Source organism: Nocardia sp. NPDC058176 (assembly GCF_042883805.1).
Classification (GTDB): Bacteria; Actinomycetota; Actinomycetes; order Mycobacteriales; family Mycobacteriaceae; genus Nocardia.
On record NZ_JBHVVA010000010.1, the window covers coordinates 105,302 to 118,968 of the forward strand.

The 13,667-nt window shown below is 69.1% G+C and carries 16 protein-coding genes and 2 tRNA genes; 3 read left to right on the forward strand and 15 right to left on the reverse strand.

All coding sequences use genetic code 11. From position 1 onward, the window contains the following. Position 1 precedes the first annotated feature (1 nt). From ACFVVM_RS32160 to ACFVVM_RS32190, 7 genes are all read right to left on the reverse strand, one after another. Positions 2-409, reverse strand: a complete 408-nt coding sequence (locus ACFVVM_RS32160; protein ID WP_387626023.1) for a DUF3224 domain-containing protein — start codon at positions 407-409, stop codon at positions 2-4. A gap of 41 nt (positions 410-450) precedes the next feature. Further along, positions 451-1,506 carry an amidohydrolase family protein gene (locus ACFVVM_RS32165; protein WP_387626025.1) on the reverse strand — a complete coding sequence of 352 codons (1,056 nt, stop codon included), beginning with the start codon at positions 1,504-1,506 and terminating at the stop codon, positions 451-453. A gap of 88 nt (positions 1,507-1,594) precedes the next feature. Further along, a complete protein-coding gene (locus tag ACFVVM_RS32170) occupies positions 1,595-1,999 on the reverse strand; it encodes a hypothetical protein (RefSeq protein ID WP_387626027.1) in 405 nt (134 codons plus the stop codon). An 11-nt stretch (positions 2,000-2,010) separates the two neighbouring features. After that, positions 2,011-3,531, reverse strand: a complete 1,521-nt coding sequence (locus tag ACFVVM_RS32175; RefSeq protein WP_387626029.1) for a flavin-containing monooxygenase — start codon at positions 3,529-3,531, stop codon at positions 2,011-2,013. Then, entirely contained in the window at positions 3,528-4,091 is a 564-nt protein-coding gene (locus ACFVVM_RS32180) for an NAD(P)/FAD-dependent oxidoreductase (RefSeq protein ID WP_387626031.1), read from the reverse strand. Before ACFVVM_RS32180 ends, ACFVVM_RS32175 begins: the two co-directional genes overlap by 4 nt. Next, complete coding sequence (locus ACFVVM_RS32185; protein WP_387626033.1) at positions 4,088-5,011, reverse strand: ferritin-like domain-containing protein; 924 nt, start codon at positions 5,009-5,011, stop codon at positions 4,088-4,090. Before ACFVVM_RS32185 ends, ACFVVM_RS32180 begins: the two co-directional genes overlap by 4 nt. A 26-nt stretch (positions 5,012-5,037) precedes the next feature. Further along, positions 5,038-5,874, reverse strand: a complete 837-nt coding sequence (locus ACFVVM_RS32190) for an SDR family NAD(P)-dependent oxidoreductase (protein ID WP_387626035.1) — start codon at positions 5,872-5,874, stop codon at positions 5,038-5,040. Positions 5,875-5,983: 109 nt separating this feature from the next. On the opposite strand from ACFVVM_RS32190, the gene ACFVVM_RS32195 reads away from it, so the two are divergent. Together ACFVVM_RS32195 and ACFVVM_RS32200 are read left to right on the forward strand one after the other, a co-directional pair. Further along, on the forward strand, positions 5,984-6,628 hold the full coding sequence (locus tag ACFVVM_RS32195) for a TetR/AcrR family transcriptional regulator (protein WP_387626098.1): 645 nt from the start codon (positions 5,984-5,986) through the stop codon (positions 6,626-6,628). Positions 6,629-6,712: 84 nt separating this feature from the next. Further along, a complete protein-coding gene (locus ACFVVM_RS32200) occupies positions 6,713-7,678 on the forward strand; it encodes a DUF2157 domain-containing protein (protein WP_387626037.1) in 966 nt (321 codons plus the stop codon). Between the two features lie 3 nt (positions 7,679-7,681). Here the strand turns inward: ACFVVM_RS32200 and ACFVVM_RS32205 are convergent, their stop codons facing one another. Then, on the reverse strand, positions 7,682-8,233 hold the full coding sequence (locus ACFVVM_RS32205) for a hypothetical protein (protein WP_387626039.1): 552 nt from the start codon (positions 8,231-8,233) through the stop codon (positions 7,682-7,684). 170 nt (positions 8,234-8,403) lie between these two features. On the opposite strand from ACFVVM_RS32205, the gene ACFVVM_RS32210 reads away from it, so the two are divergent. Further along, a complete protein-coding gene (locus tag ACFVVM_RS32210; RefSeq protein WP_387626041.1) occupies positions 8,404-9,198 on the forward strand; it encodes an enoyl-CoA hydratase in 795 nt (264 codons plus the stop codon). Here the strand turns inward: ACFVVM_RS32210 and ACFVVM_RS32215 are convergent. The 7 genes from ACFVVM_RS32215 to ACFVVM_RS32245 form a co-directional block, all read right to left on the reverse strand. Further along, the gene (locus ACFVVM_RS32215; RefSeq protein ID WP_387626043.1) at positions 9,195-10,247 is read right to left on the reverse strand and encodes a hypothetical protein; all 1,053 of its coding nucleotides are present in this window, start codon (positions 10,245-10,247) and stop codon (positions 9,195-9,197) included. The genes ACFVVM_RS32210 and ACFVVM_RS32215 overlap by 4 nt on opposite strands. Positions 10,248-10,435: 188 nt before the next feature. Beyond that, entirely contained in the window at positions 10,436-10,984 is a 549-nt protein-coding gene (locus ACFVVM_RS32220; protein WP_387626045.1) for a MarR family winged helix-turn-helix transcriptional regulator, read from the reverse strand. A gap of 40 nt (positions 10,985-11,024) precedes the next feature. After that, positions 11,025-11,096, reverse strand: a tRNA-Cys gene (locus ACFVVM_RS32225). Positions 11,097-11,164: 68 nt separating this feature from the next. Then, the gene (locus ACFVVM_RS32230) at positions 11,165-11,752 is read right to left on the reverse strand and encodes a hypothetical protein (protein WP_387626047.1); all 588 of its coding nucleotides are present in this window, start codon (positions 11,750-11,752) and stop codon (positions 11,165-11,167) included. A gap of 115 nt (positions 11,753-11,867) precedes the next feature. Continuing rightward, positions 11,868-11,940: transfer RNA gene (locus ACFVVM_RS32235), tRNA-Arg, on the reverse strand. A gap of 115 nt (positions 11,941-12,055) precedes the next feature. Further along, positions 12,056-12,760, reverse strand: coding sequence for a DUF305 domain-containing protein (locus ACFVVM_RS32240; RefSeq protein ID WP_387626049.1), 705 nt, complete (start codon positions 12,758-12,760; stop codon positions 12,056-12,058). Beyond that, positions 12,760-13,638, reverse strand: a complete 879-nt coding sequence (locus ACFVVM_RS32245; protein ID WP_387626051.1) for a DUF3105 domain-containing protein — start codon at positions 13,636-13,638, stop codon at positions 12,760-12,762. The genes ACFVVM_RS32240 and ACFVVM_RS32245 overlap by 1 nt, the downstream gene beginning before the upstream one ends. Positions 13,639-13,667: the final 29 nt, after the last annotated feature.

A 13,667-nucleotide genomic window follows, 5' to 3' on the forward strand; every position in this document is an offset into this window, starting at 1 on the left:
CTCAGCCCAGCTCGTATTCGAACCAGATGTGGTGCTTGCCGCGCTCGTCCACCCACAGCGCCCCCGTGCCGGTGATCCCGGTGAGTCCGCCGGTGCCGCTGGCGGGCGCGATGTGGAAGAACTCGTCGGTGCGATCGGTGCCGCCCGTGGTGGCCGAGTGTACGAAGTTGAACGCGCCCGCCGTGCCGTTGAGCGCGCCCTCGAAGGACTCCATCGCGATGTAGGTGCCCGCGCCGGAGTCGATGTCGAACGCGGCGGTGAACAGCGTGGCGGACTGCCCCTCGATCTCGCCCGCGTAGGACTTGGTCATCGTCGAGACGCCGACCGGCAGCCCGGTGACGATGGGCGGTCGCGGTGTCAGATCGGTGGGGTCGAACGCGATGATCTCGAACGTGCCGGTTGCCTTCATGCGGCGATGCTAAGCCAGGCCACCGACAATCTTCGGTGACCTCACTCGGTGTCGATCCGGTAGACCCGGACGGCATTGCCGCCGAACACCTTCCGCAGGTCATCGGGTGTGGCACCCGCGTCGGTGAGCCCGGTGGCGACGGTCTCGACCGCGCCCGTGAGGCTGGTGATCGGCTTGTCGACCGGGAAGTTCGAGCCCCAGATCAGCCGGTCGGCGCCGAACACCGTCAGCGCGTGCCCCAGCAGTGGGCCAACCCGGTCGACCAGGGTCGACACCGGTGTCGTCGTGCCGCGCCGGGGGACCGGATGCCCGAGGACCGGCATCATCAGCCCGCTCACCTTCGCCACCACATTCGGCTGCGCGGCCAGGTCGGTGAGGTCGTCGCACCAGCGCTCGAACAGGCCGCGGCGCTGCGCGGCGGTGCGGCCGGTGTCCTGCCCGAACAGGCCCGCCGGGGTGCCGAGGTGGTCGAGCACGATCGGCACCTCGGGGTACCGTTCGGCCAGTGCCGTCACCTCGGGCAGCTGCCCCGAGTAGACCCACGCCTCGAACGAGAGCCCGCGCTCGGCCAGCTGCCCGAAACCGGTGAGGAAGGCGGGTGCGGTGAGGGCGCCGTCGTGCGCGGCGAAGGACTTGATGTCCGGGTCCGGATGGTGGGCGACCATCGTCCTGATCCCGCGGAACAGTGGCGAGGCGGATTGGTGCGCGTCCAGGACCGCGGCGAAGTCGGCGGCGGCGGGATCGGCCGAGCCGAGGATCGCGGCCAGCGCGGGGGTGTCGACGCCGAACGGCAAACTCGCCACCCAGCGCGTCTCGTCGGCTTTCGACCCCGCCCACTCCACCTCGACGTGCACGATCGACGACACCGGCGTAGTGCCGAGATCCGAACGGTAATCCGCGGGCAGATACGGGTTCAGATACGCGGTCGGGTCGCCGACGAATTGCCGGTCGCGCCGCGGCGCCAGTTTCGCCACGACATCCACCGGCAGCGGGATGTAGCGCATCAACTTGGCCATGGTGCTGAATTCCCGCGGTGTCGCGTGCGGGTCCCACTGGTGGATATGCGCATCGATGATGTCGAGGCCGGTCAGATCCATACTGTGCGTCCCATCGCCGACGAGTGCTCCCGGCGATTGTCACACGCGTCGATCCGGTAGGGACCTGTTCGCAGGACGCGCCGTGGATTCACAACACGAGGGCGGCGAGCACGACGAGCAGCGGCACGAGCAGCGCGACGGCGAAGACCAGGAACTGGATGTTCTTTCCCGGTCGTTCCTGCGGTGTGAAGCCGGCGGCCCCGCTGCTGTAGAGCGTGTGGGGTGAGGCGTAATGGAAGTGCACCGGCCCGCGGGTGGTGTCGATGTCGAGCGTGGCGTGGCCGACTCGCCACAGGGCGTACTGCGACCACAGCTGAACCCGATAGTGGCCCGGCGCCAGCTGGAATTGATTCACGCCCGTGCGCAGTTCCACCACGAAGCCGGGGGCGAACTCGGCCATCATCATCGCCCGCCGGTATTTCAGGGCGATCCCGTCCGATGCCGTGATCGCGACGGGAACAGCGGGCGGGTGGTGCGGCTGCGCTGGATACACGAACAGTGAACCTACCGTGATCGCGATACCTCGGCCGGTCGGTTCGTGGTGGTGAACTCGTAGTCGTCGAGGTCGAAGTGGCCACTGCGCCATGCCGATTCCACCGTCGAGGACGGTCGCAGCGGAACATCCCCGTGCTGGTCGAAGTAGTAACTGTTGGCCACCGCGCAACTGTCCTGCCAGAACACCTGTCCGCCGCGCCGGGCCAGCATCTCCCGGAAGAATCGGTCGTTCGCCTCCCCGGTGACCTCGACCCGGCCCGCGCCCACGGAACGCGCGTGCCGCAGGCAGCGCAGGATATGGCGGGTCTGATTCTCGATCAGCGTGAAATACGACGCGCCGTTGTAGCCATAGGGCCCGATGATGGAGAAATAGTTGGGAAAGCCCGGCACGCTCACGCCCTCATAGGCCTGCAATCTGTTCTCGTCCCACCATTTCTCCAGATCACGGCCACCCACGCCGTGCAGGTCATAGGTCGGCATGTTCCCCGATTCCATCACCTTGAATCCGGTGGCCAGGATCAGGACATCGGCCGCGTGCTCGATCCCGGACGCGGTGCGCACGCCGGTGGGGGTCACCTCGGCGATCGGATCGGTCTCCAAGGTGACATTCGACCGGTTGAAAGTCGCCAGGTAATCGTTGGAGAAACTCGGCCGCTTACAGCCGAGGGCGTATTGCGGGGTGAGGGCGGCTCGCGTCGCCGGGTCCTTCACCTGTCGCTTCAGATGTGCCAGGCCCGCGCGTTCGCCGATCGCCGCGGTGGGCAGCGAGGTGTAGTAATGCGCGGCCAGCGGGAAGGTGAATTCGACGTAGGTCTGGCTGATCAGGCGGGTGAGTGTGCGCCCGCCAGGGACTTTCAGCGCGAGCCGGGCGGCGGCGGGCAGTGGCATGTCGGGGCGGGGCAGGCACCAGATCGGCGTGCGCTGGAAAACCGTCAACTGCTCCACCTCGGGGGCGATCTCCGGAATCACCTGCACCGCCGAGGCGCCGGTGCCGATGATCGCCACCCGCTTGCCCCGCAGATCCTGGCGGTGATCCCAGCGCGAGGTGTGCATGGTGATCCCGGCGAACTCCTCGATCCCCGCGATCTCGGGCAGCTTGGGGCGGGTGAGCACACCGGTCGCGCTGATCACGAAGCGCGCCGACAGTTCCGCGCCGTCGGCGGTCCGCAACACCCAGCGCTCGCCGTCGGAGTCGAAATCGGCGGCGAGGACGGTGGTGCCGAAGCGGATGCGGGAGCGCAATTCGTACTTGTCCACACAGGATTCGGCGTAGGCCTTGAGTTCGCGGCCCGGCGCGTACACCCGCGACCAGTCGGTGCGCTGTTCGAAGGAGAACTGATAGCTGAACGACGGAATGTCCACGGCCACACCGGGATAGGTGTTCCAGTGCCAGGTGCCGCCCACGCCGTCGGCCTCGTCGACGATCAGGAAGTCGTCGAATCCGGCTTTGCGCAACTCGATCGCCGCGCCGATGCCGGAGAAACCGGCTCCGACGATGAGGATCTCGTGGTCGATTCCGGCGATGGTCATGCGGTCTCCTTCATACGGGCGGGAATGTCGGTGTACCGGGGGTTTCCCGCACCGGTGATCGTGCGGACGACGTGCTGCGCGTCCTCGGCGTAGACGATGGTGTCCACCCGGTGCTCGATGCCGTCGACGGTGCGCACCCCCAGCGGCGCCAGGCGCGCGATCGGCCAGGTGACCAGCGTGCAGTGCGGTTGCCGCAGGGTGCGGTAGTAGCTGTTGTGCACCGCGACGCCCGCGGTGTCGTCGGGGGTCAGACGGTGCCGCAGCCACGAATCATGGACCTGGACACGGAGATTGACCCTTGCGGCCAGGCGCACCAGACGCTGCGGCGCTCGTCGCAGCAGTACCGCGGGCAAGGGCACGCGGGGCACGATCCACGTCGCGTCGGTCTGGAACACCGTCACCCGCGCGGCCTCGGCGGCGATGCCGGGCAGCAGGCGCGCCGCGGCCGCACCGCTGCCGATGATCGCGACCCGCTCGCCCACGAAATCCTGGCGCGGCAGGAAGGCCGTGCAGTGTGTCTGCCGACCGGTGAAGGTGTCGGCGTGGCGTGGCGCGGTCATTTCGCCACCGGGTCGTAGGTGAGTTCCTTGACCCAGGAGGGGCGGTGGCCGAGCACCCGGATCGGGAACCGATCGATGCAGGCATTGGTCACATCGGCGACCAGCTGGAACGGCTGACGCCGGTGAATGGTGGCCTTACCGTGCAGTTTCACCACGTGATAGAGCGGCATCCGCCGGATGTCGGGGCTGCGCTCGCCCACGTTCTCGTAGCGGCGCACCGCCTGCCACAGCTTCTCCTCGTCCAGACCGAGGGCGATGATGTTGGTCGACATCCGCGACAGCAGCGGCGCGTAGAGCAGCGCGCCGAGCACGAACGAGGGGCGCACCGCGAAACCCGCTGTCTCGATGGCGATCTTGCGCAGCGGACCGGCGCCGAGCTGCTCGAGCACCTGGAAACCGACGGCGAGGTGGCGGGATTCGTCGTTGTTGATGTGCCGGAACACCTGGTGGCACACCGGATCCTCGACCTCGTCGAGCAAGAACTTCACCAGCGCGCCGTCGAGCGCGGTCTCCAGCGAGGGGATGACGGTGCCGAGCACCGGCAGGCTCAGCTGCTCGGAATAGCGGTCGAGCCAGCTGATGACGAGGCGAATGTTCTTGTTGGGCTCGGGCATCGCGTCACCGTCGAGCATGCCCCAGCGGCGCATCAGCGCGAGTTCGGCATTGGCGTGTTTCTGTTCCTCGGCGTGGAAGTGTTTGTAGATCTCACGCAGCGCGCCGGGTGGGGCCTGGCGCACGAGGGCGGCGAAACCGCGGGCGCCGACGTGTTCGATCCACACCAGATCGGCCATGAAGGTGGCCAGGCGCGGGCGTTGCTCGTCGGTGATGGTCTCGGCACCCGGTGCGTCCCAGTCGATGTCGGCCAGGGCCCACTGCCTGGCGCGAATGGTGGCGAGCATATCGGGATAGGCGAACGTCATTGTTCGATCTCCTCTTGCGTGGTGGATCAGCGCACGACCCGCTCCAACAGGCCCGCCGAACGGGTGTAGGTGGCGGGCATCAGACGTTTGGCCTGCCACAGCAATTTGGCCTCGACCTGCGGGACCACGTAGAGGTCACCGCGATCGACGGCGTCGAGGGTGGTGCGGGCGATCGCGGCCGGGGCGCGGCCGGTCCAGCGCAGCAACAGGCCGCCGAGCCGTTCCGCGGTGTCGTCCATCGGCGAATCCGCCTGCATGATATTGGTTTTCACGCCCGTCGGGCACAGCACGGTGACGCCGACACCGGTCCCGGCCAGCTCCGCCGCCATCGTCTCCGACAGCGCGAGCACACCCGCCTTGCTCACGTTGTAGGCCGCCATCCGCGGCGCGGCGCCGAACGCGGCCGCCGAGGCCACATTGACCAGCGCGCCACGGCCCGCCGCGCGCAGGATCGGCGTGAAGACATGACAGCCGTTGATCACGCCCCACAGGTTCACCCCGAGTGTGCGCTGCCAGTCCGTCAGTGAGAACTCGCCGACCACCGGGCCGCCCGCGCCGATGCCCGCGTTGTTGATCACCAGGGTGGGTGCGCCGCCGAACCAGTCCTGCGCGATGCCCGACAGCTCGGTGACCTCGTCGATCACGGTGACATCGCAGCGCACGTCGACCGCCTTGCCGCCCGCGGCCTCGATGAGCTCGACGGTCTCCTCGGCGCGTTCGGCGTCGATGTCGGAACACACCACCCGCCCGCCGCGCCTGCCGAGTTCGACGGCGAACGCGCGGCCGATACCGCTGCCCGCGCCGGTGACCACGGCATCGGCCCGGTCGGTTCGACGGGGCCCGCCGAAGGGAAACAGTCGCATGGCAACTCCCGGTTTCGCCCGGTGAGGCGCACAACTGGTGGCGTCTGCCACCATTGGCCGCACCTGACACCAATTAGGCGCGCGACGGGGTACTTTGTCAACCATGGACGTGCGCGCACCAGCCCGGACCTGGGGCGGGCGAACCGCCGACGAGCGCAGAGCGCAGCGGCGCGACGCCCTGGTGACGGCCGCCCTCGACATCTGGCTCGACAGCGGCTGGGCCGCGGTGACCATGCGCGGGGTCTGTCAGCGCGCGGGTCTCAACGATCGCTACTTCTACGAGAACTTCGCCGACCGCGACCAACTGCTCGCCGCGGCCTGGGACCAGGTCTGCGTCGAGGTCTTCGCCGACCTGGCGGCCGTCGTCGCCGAGCACACCGGCGACACCCCGCTCGAGATCCTGCGCGCCGCCATCGCCCGCGCCGTCGAATTGCAGACCGACCCGCGCGGGCGGGCCCGCATCCTGCTGGCCGATCACGCGGGCAGCGCCGTGCTGGAACAGCGCCGCAAGACCATGCTCACCGACGCCACCGACCTGCTCATCGCCGCCGCCTGGCCCTATCTGCGCCCCGATGTCGACGAGACGGCCATGCGCATGAGCACCCTGGCCGGCATCGGCGGCTTCATCGAACTCCTCACCGCCTGGCGCACCGGCGCCCTCGCGGTCGACACCGACCGCATCGTCGACCACACCAGCGTCATCGCGACCCAACTCGGCGCGATGTTCCTCCCACCGGGGGTCATCGGCGGCTGAGCCCGGCGTGGCCTCGGGCGATCCGAGGGCAACGCACCGCGTGGAATCGCCGCCGTGGCCGGACCCCGCACACATACTCGACGGATGGCTCGTGAGTACCGGGTGGGGACGGCGTTGGAGCGGCTGGTGGCCTCGGGAGTGATCAGCGCCGAGCAGCGGACGGCGATCGTGCGGGCCGTCGACGAGCGGGAACGGGCGCGGCGGGCACCGGCGGGGCGGGTGATCGCCGAGATCGTCGCCTATCTCGGGGCCGGGCTGGTCGCCGCCGGATTGGTGCTGTTCCTCGATCGCGCGTGGATCGAGATCGCGCGGACCGGGCGGGTGGTGCTGCTGGTGGTCGTCGCCGGGTGTGCCATCGGCGGCGCGGTCGTCCTGGCCGACGGGTGGCGCGGGGTGTTCCGGCGCGTGCCGATCGCCTCGGCGGGACGCGTCCGGCTCGCGGCCGTGCTGCTCGCGCTGGCGGCGGGCGCGGTGACCGGCGCGGTGGCCACGGCGTTCGACACCCGCGGTCCCGACTGGGCCGCTCCGATCGCCGGACTGCTGGTCGCGGTGTTCGGATATCTGCTGGTGCCGAGCCTGCTGGGGATGGTCGTGGTGGCGGTGTTCGGCGTGGCGAGCATCGTCGAGGTGACCTCGGGGGTGTTCGTCGCGCGCTCGCCGTGGCAGGGGATCGCGCTGCTGGCCTTCGGTGCGGTCTGGTTCGCGCTGGCCGCGGCCCGGCTGCTCGTCCTCGACTGGGCCGGTTATCTGATCGGCGGGATCGTCGCGGTGATCGGCGCGCAGTCGGTGACGCTCGGCGAATCGCTGTGGCGGCCGCTGCTGACCGGGCTGATCGGCGTGCTCTGCCTGGCGTTCCACCTGTTCCGGCGCGAGGCCGTCCTCGTGCTCGGCGGGGCGACGGCGGTCGCGATCGCGGTGGGTCAGCTGGTGGCCGATTACACCGACGGTGGACCCGCGGTGGCGAGCGCGGTGCTCGGCGTCGGCACGGTGGTGCTCACGGTGGGTGTGCTCGTCCTGAACACCCGGTCGGAGCCGCGACAGCCCGACTGAGCCTCAGCGGATCAGCGTGGTCTGCTGGGCGCGGATGGTGCGGAAGAACCGCGGCCCCACATCGGAGCCGTCGTGGTTGTAGCTGTCGATGATCTCGGCCAGCTCGTCGGCCAGTCGGCGCAGGTCCCTGGTGGCGGTGATGCGGTCGAACTCGTCGGCCTCCCAGCCCCAGGCCGACGGAATGTTCTCGATGGTGACCACGATCTGATCGGCGAACGGCGTGCTCACCGCGACGGTCAGCTCGGCGGGCGCGGCGGCCAGCGGACTGTGCACGGTCAGCTCGCCCGGTGCGCCGGACGGCGCGAAATCGCGGGCGAAGGCGATGTCCTCGCGCACCGACTCCACGATCGAGGCCGTGCTCGCGTGCCTGCCGGGCCGGTCGTGCCGGGAACCGTAGACGCGATCCGGCGATCCTTGGGAAGTCTTGTCGCCGAGTGACTTTCGCAGGAGACGGTCGAGCATGCGCTGGGCGGTCGCCCGCTCGCCCGCGCCGGTGTTCTCGTGCTCGATCAGCGCGCGCAGCCGAGTGATCCGCACGAAGTGGTCGGTGCCCATGCGCTGATTGTGCCGTAGAAGCACGGGTGTGATGCGTCACACCGCGCCCGCCGGGCTTGTCGATACTAGGACATCCAACTTTATGGTGGCATACGTGACCGCGATGGCGGTGCCGCTGGGTATCGTCACACCGACCGTGACCGTTGACCAAGAGCGTAAGAGGGTGCCTGGTGACCGAATTCGAGACCATTCTGCTGGAACGCAAGGGCGGCAGCGAGGGTAAGGGCGGAGTCGGCTGGATCACGCTGAACCGGCCGAAGGCGCTCAACGCCCTCAACGCGCAGGTCCTCGACGACGTCATCGCCGCGCTCGACGAGCTCGACCGTGACGATTCGATCGGCGCCGTCGTCATCACCGGGTCGGAAAAGGCCTTCGCGGCCGGCGCCGACATCAAGGAGATGGCCCCCAAGTCCTACATGGACATGTTCCTGGCCGACTTCTTCGCCCGCTGGGACCGCCTGGCCAGCTTCCGCAAGCCCACCATCGCCGCCGTCTCCGGCTACGCCCTCGGCGGCGGCTGTGAGCTGGCCATGCTGTGCGACATCCTGATCGCCGCCGACACCGCCAAGTTCGGTCAGCCCGAGATCAAGCTGGGCGTGATCCCCGGTATCGGCGGCTCGCAGCGGCTGACCCGCGCGATCGGCAAGGCCAAGGCGATGGATCTGATCCTCACCGGCCGCAACATGGGCGCCGAGGAGGCCGAACGGGCCGGACTCGTCTCGCGCATCGTGCCCGCCGACCAGCTGCTCGACACCGCGCTCGAGACTGCCACGACCATCGCCTCGATGTCGCTGCCGGTGGCCATGATCGCCAAGGAGGCGGTGAACCGCTCCTTCGAGACCACCCTGGGCGAGGGCCTGCTGTTCGAGCGCCGGGTGTTCCACTCGCTGTTCGCCACCGACGATCAGAAGGAAGGCATGGCCGCCTTCGTCGAGAAGCGGACGCCGAACTTCACCAACAGCTAGTTCACCGAATCCTCGGTGAGCTGCGCGGGCGTCGGCGCGGTGCCGCCTTCGCGGGGCCACGCCGACGAATCCTGGGTGCCGAGCAGTCCGGCCACCGTGCCGCCGAGGGTCGCCGTGACCGCCACCGCGGCGAGGAGTTTTCGGCGCCCCGGCCCCTGCTGACCCGCGCGTGGCGCCGCCGCACTGCCGACCCGCAGGCGCGGCATCCGCAAACGGGCTGACGGGCGGTGCGTGGCGAGCAGTACCACGCCCCGCGCCGAGACATAGTCCGGCTCGGGGTCGTACACGATCGGTAAACCGATCAGCCCGGCCAGACCCGCGCGCAGGTTCGGACTGCGGCTACAGCCGCCGAGCAGCACCAACGCGCCGGGGTGCCGACCGGTCTCCTCGGTCACCTGGCGGACGAACGAGGCCGAATGGCGCAGGCCCGCCGCGCACAGTTCCGCCAGGTCGCTGCGGGTCACCACCGCGCGCCCGCCGGTATCGGTATCGGTGGCGGTGACCACCCTGGCCTCGCTCAGCGCCTCCCGGTGCGCGCGACTGGTGCGGGTGTCGGCGTCGACGCCACCGCGCGCCAGCCGCCAGCGCACCAGGGTGTCGTAGCCGTCGCCGCTCAGGACCGTGCTGCGCCGGCTCGCCAGGATGGCGTCGGTGCGGCAGTCGGCGTGGGTGACCGTCAGGCCGGAGCACCCCAGGTCGTAGAGGATCACCGAGTCGGTGTCGGGTAGCAGCCCGGTGAATCGCAGGTAGCGCAGCTGGGCCAGCGGTTCGTCCACGATGTCGATGTCGGACTGGCCCGCCGCCGCGCGGATTGCCTCCGCGTGCAACTCGCTGCGGCAGGTGACCGCGGTACCGCTGACGCACTCGTCGCGGCCGAGCGCGGCCTCGCGCATCCGGTGAATCGCCGTCAACACCGGCTCCTCCACCGGGGCGCCCGCCCGGCGCGGCACCCGCACCCGATCCAGCGGTGACAGGTGTGGCTGATCGGAATGGGTCAGCACGGCGCGCGCGCCGGCGGCGCCCGCCGACACTCCAAGGATCAGAACCATGGGCTACATCGTGGCCCGTCGCCGGTCACCTGCCAAGGGATTCTGCCGGTATTTCGACGGTCGGACCCGAAGTCGCGTGTAATGCGAGGTTCGCGGCATTCGGGGGCGATTCTCGGTCCGATTCCGACGGAACCGCGTGGACAGTGCGGCTATCTACTGGCGGTGTCGGCTGGTGAATCTTCCGATGGTCACGAATTCGGTGGGAAGGCAGGGCTTTCCGCATCGTCGGCAGCGAAATCGCCTGCGTCGTGGCGGAATTGGGCGAGGAGCTGCAGAAGTTGCCTGCCCTGCTCGGGCGGCAGACCCGGCTCCGCGAACACCTCGGCATTGAGTGCCTTCGTCGCCGCGGCGACGGATTCCCTTCCCGCATCGGTGATTTCGATGAGCGTGGCGCGGCGATCACTGGGATGCGGTACCCGCCGCACCAGCTCGGCCGCCTCCAGCCGATCGACGGTATTGGTGACGCTGGTGGGGTGCACCTGTAATCGCGCGCTGGCCTTGGCCATCGGCAGGGCGCCGGTCCGGCTGAAGCTGAGCAGCTGCAGGAGTTCGTAGCGCGAGAAGGTCAGTCCCGAGGGCTTGAGCGCGTCGTCGACGCGCGACATCACGATCTGCTGCGCCCGGACCAGCGAGGTCACCAGGGCCATCCCGTCGGCGACGGAACCCCAGCCGTGCTGCACCCACTGGCGGTGCGCCTCGGCGATGGGGTCATGGGGAAGCGGTCTGGGCCGTGACATGATTCCGATCATTCCACGACCCAGCCGCAATCCAACACAGAGCGAGCGGCGGGAATTGAACCCGCGTAAACGGCTTTGCAGACCGTTGCCTCAACCACTCAGCCACGCCCGCCTCGCCCATGATGATGCCGGTCGCGGGCGTCGCGGCCGAGGTTTGCGATCAGCGTGATCCGATCTTGGTCAGCGGCGCATGGCCGGTGCCGAGCAGATCTTCCAGGTGCCGTCTTCCTTCAGCAGGTGCTCTTCGGTGCTGTCCTCGGTGTTGGGCTCGGAGCCCTCGACCGTGAGGGTCAGCTCGCCGACCACCGTCGCCTTGGCGGTGTCACCGGTGATGACGATGTCGGTGACCTCGTCGATGACCACCGAGACCGAGGCGCTGTCGAACTGCTGACGCTGCTCCGGGCTGAGATTCTCGATCTCACTGCGATCGGCCTCGCAGGCCAGCTCCGCGGCGGCGATGAACCCGTCGGCGTCGAGCGTGTCGTAGAAGTCGCGAATGGCGACCTCGATCTTCTTCTCGTCCGTAGCCAGCGGCGTGCGCCCCTGCATGGTGAGCACGACGCCGGTGATCAGCGCCCCGATCACCACCAGCGCGACGACCCCGAGCGTGATGAACAGCCCGGTGCGGCTCTTCTTCGGCGGCTGCGGTGGCGGAAACACATCCGGCCCCGGCTGACCGGGCGGCGGCCCGCCCGGCCCGGCACCGGCATGCGGATAGCCGGGCGGCCCGGAGGGCGTGTTCTCAGGAAAATCCGGTGGATTCGTCATGGCCCGCTCCTGTTGTCACCGGGGCGAGGCCCCGAAACCTGTGGAACCGTGCGTGATCAAACCTGACTGCAAACAAACGAGGCCCCGACCAAGCGGACGGGGCCTCGAACTGTTGTGCCCTCGGCAGGATTCGAACCTGCGGCCTTCTGCTCCGGAGGCAGACGCTCTATCCCCTGAGCTACGAGGGCGGGATAGATGCCGGTCGGTGGTGGCCGATCGGGCAGCGACAGCGTATCGCATCGAGTGCGGTGGGCCAAAAACGGTGCCGGACCGGGCGGTTGACCCGGTCCGGCAACCGTCGGATCAGCTCAGCGGCAGGGGGTCGGCGCCGCGGGCGGCGAGCATGGTGGTCATCAGCTGGGACTCACCGGCCTGGGTCTTGGACATGGTGGCGGCCAGGGTGCGTACCGCGGTGGTGTCGGCGTACTCGGCGGCGTAGTCGAGCATCGGCACACCGCCCTGATGGTGGCGCAGCATCAGCTGCAGGAACATCGTGTCGAGCTCGGGGCCGGTGGACTGGCGCAGCGCGGTCATCTCCTCCTGGCTGGCCATGCCGGGCATGGCCTGGACCGGTCCGGACATCGCGTGCCCGTCGGCCGTGCCCGCGTGCCCGTGCCCGCCGCGTTCGGTCATCCAGCCCATGTACCCGTCGACGTCCTGATTGGGCTCGCCCCACAGCTGCAACCAGCCCTGCATCCGGCCGATCTGGTTCTGCTGGGTGGTCAGGATGTCGTAGGCGAGCCTGCGCACGTCGTTGTCGGTCGAGGCGATCAGCGCGACGCCCGCCATGTCGACGGCCTGCGCGTGATGGGCCGACATGTCCTGGTTGAAGCCCACGTCGACCGGGCCGGGCGCGGGCTCGTCGGTCTTGTCCAGCGGCAGCCGCAGCAGCACACCGGCCACCGCGCCGAGCAGCAGCAGACCGATCGCGCCGAGGACGAGCACCGCCCCGGCCGGGCGACGGGAGCCCGCCTCCGGTGCGGTGTCGCCGGGTTCGATCGTGCTCACTACTGACCCGCGGGCAGGCCGCCCGGCACCGGGATGTTCGGCAGGCCGGGGATGCCCGAACCGCCGCCCAGCTCGGTCTGGTCCGGCGTCAGGCCCTCGCCGTCCATCGGCACCGCTTCGGGGCCGTAGGGCGAGCCGTCGAACGGCGGCGGGTTGTTCGCGTCGAAGATCGGGTTCGAGCAGCTCGCGCCGACCTCGGGGTAGGCGTAGGGGTTCTCGCGCAGGGCCGAGATGAACTGCTTGATCCGGCCGTCATCGGCGGAGTCCAGCTTGAGCTGGTGGCCCCACGTCTGCAGCGAGATCGGCGAGTCCAGGCCCGGGTAGGGCGACATCAGCGAGTACTGACGGCCCTTGACGTAGTTCGACAGCGTCTCGACACCGGCCGCGTCGAGCTTGTCCGGGTTGTAGGTGATCCAGACCGCGCCGTGCTCGAGCGAGTGCACCGCGTTCTCCATCCGGATCGGCTTGGCGTACACGGTGCCCGTGCAGTTGGCCCAGGCCGCGTCGTGCGGACCACCGAAGGCGGGGGTCTTGTCGTAGGCCACCCGCTGCTCCGCGGTCACGTGCAGACCGGCCGGGTACTCCTGCTTGACGACCCCGTCGATCTTCTCCGACGGATCCTGGTTCTCCGCGGTCGGCACCCATTCCTTCAGATCGGTCTGGGCTTCCCTGATGGCCGCCTGGTCCAGGTACTTGGGCACCAGGCTGTAGGCCAGCAGGCCGATGAGCGCGACGATCGCGACACCGGCGCCGATCAGCGCCCATGGCGTCTCGCGCTTCTTACCCGGAAGTTTGCCCTTGCCGGGTTTGCGGGACGGAGACGACTTCCCCGCGGCCCGGACGGCCTTGGCTGATGTGGCGCTTGTCCTGCTCGGCATCGCTCGTTGTGCTCTTTCGACGTATGGAT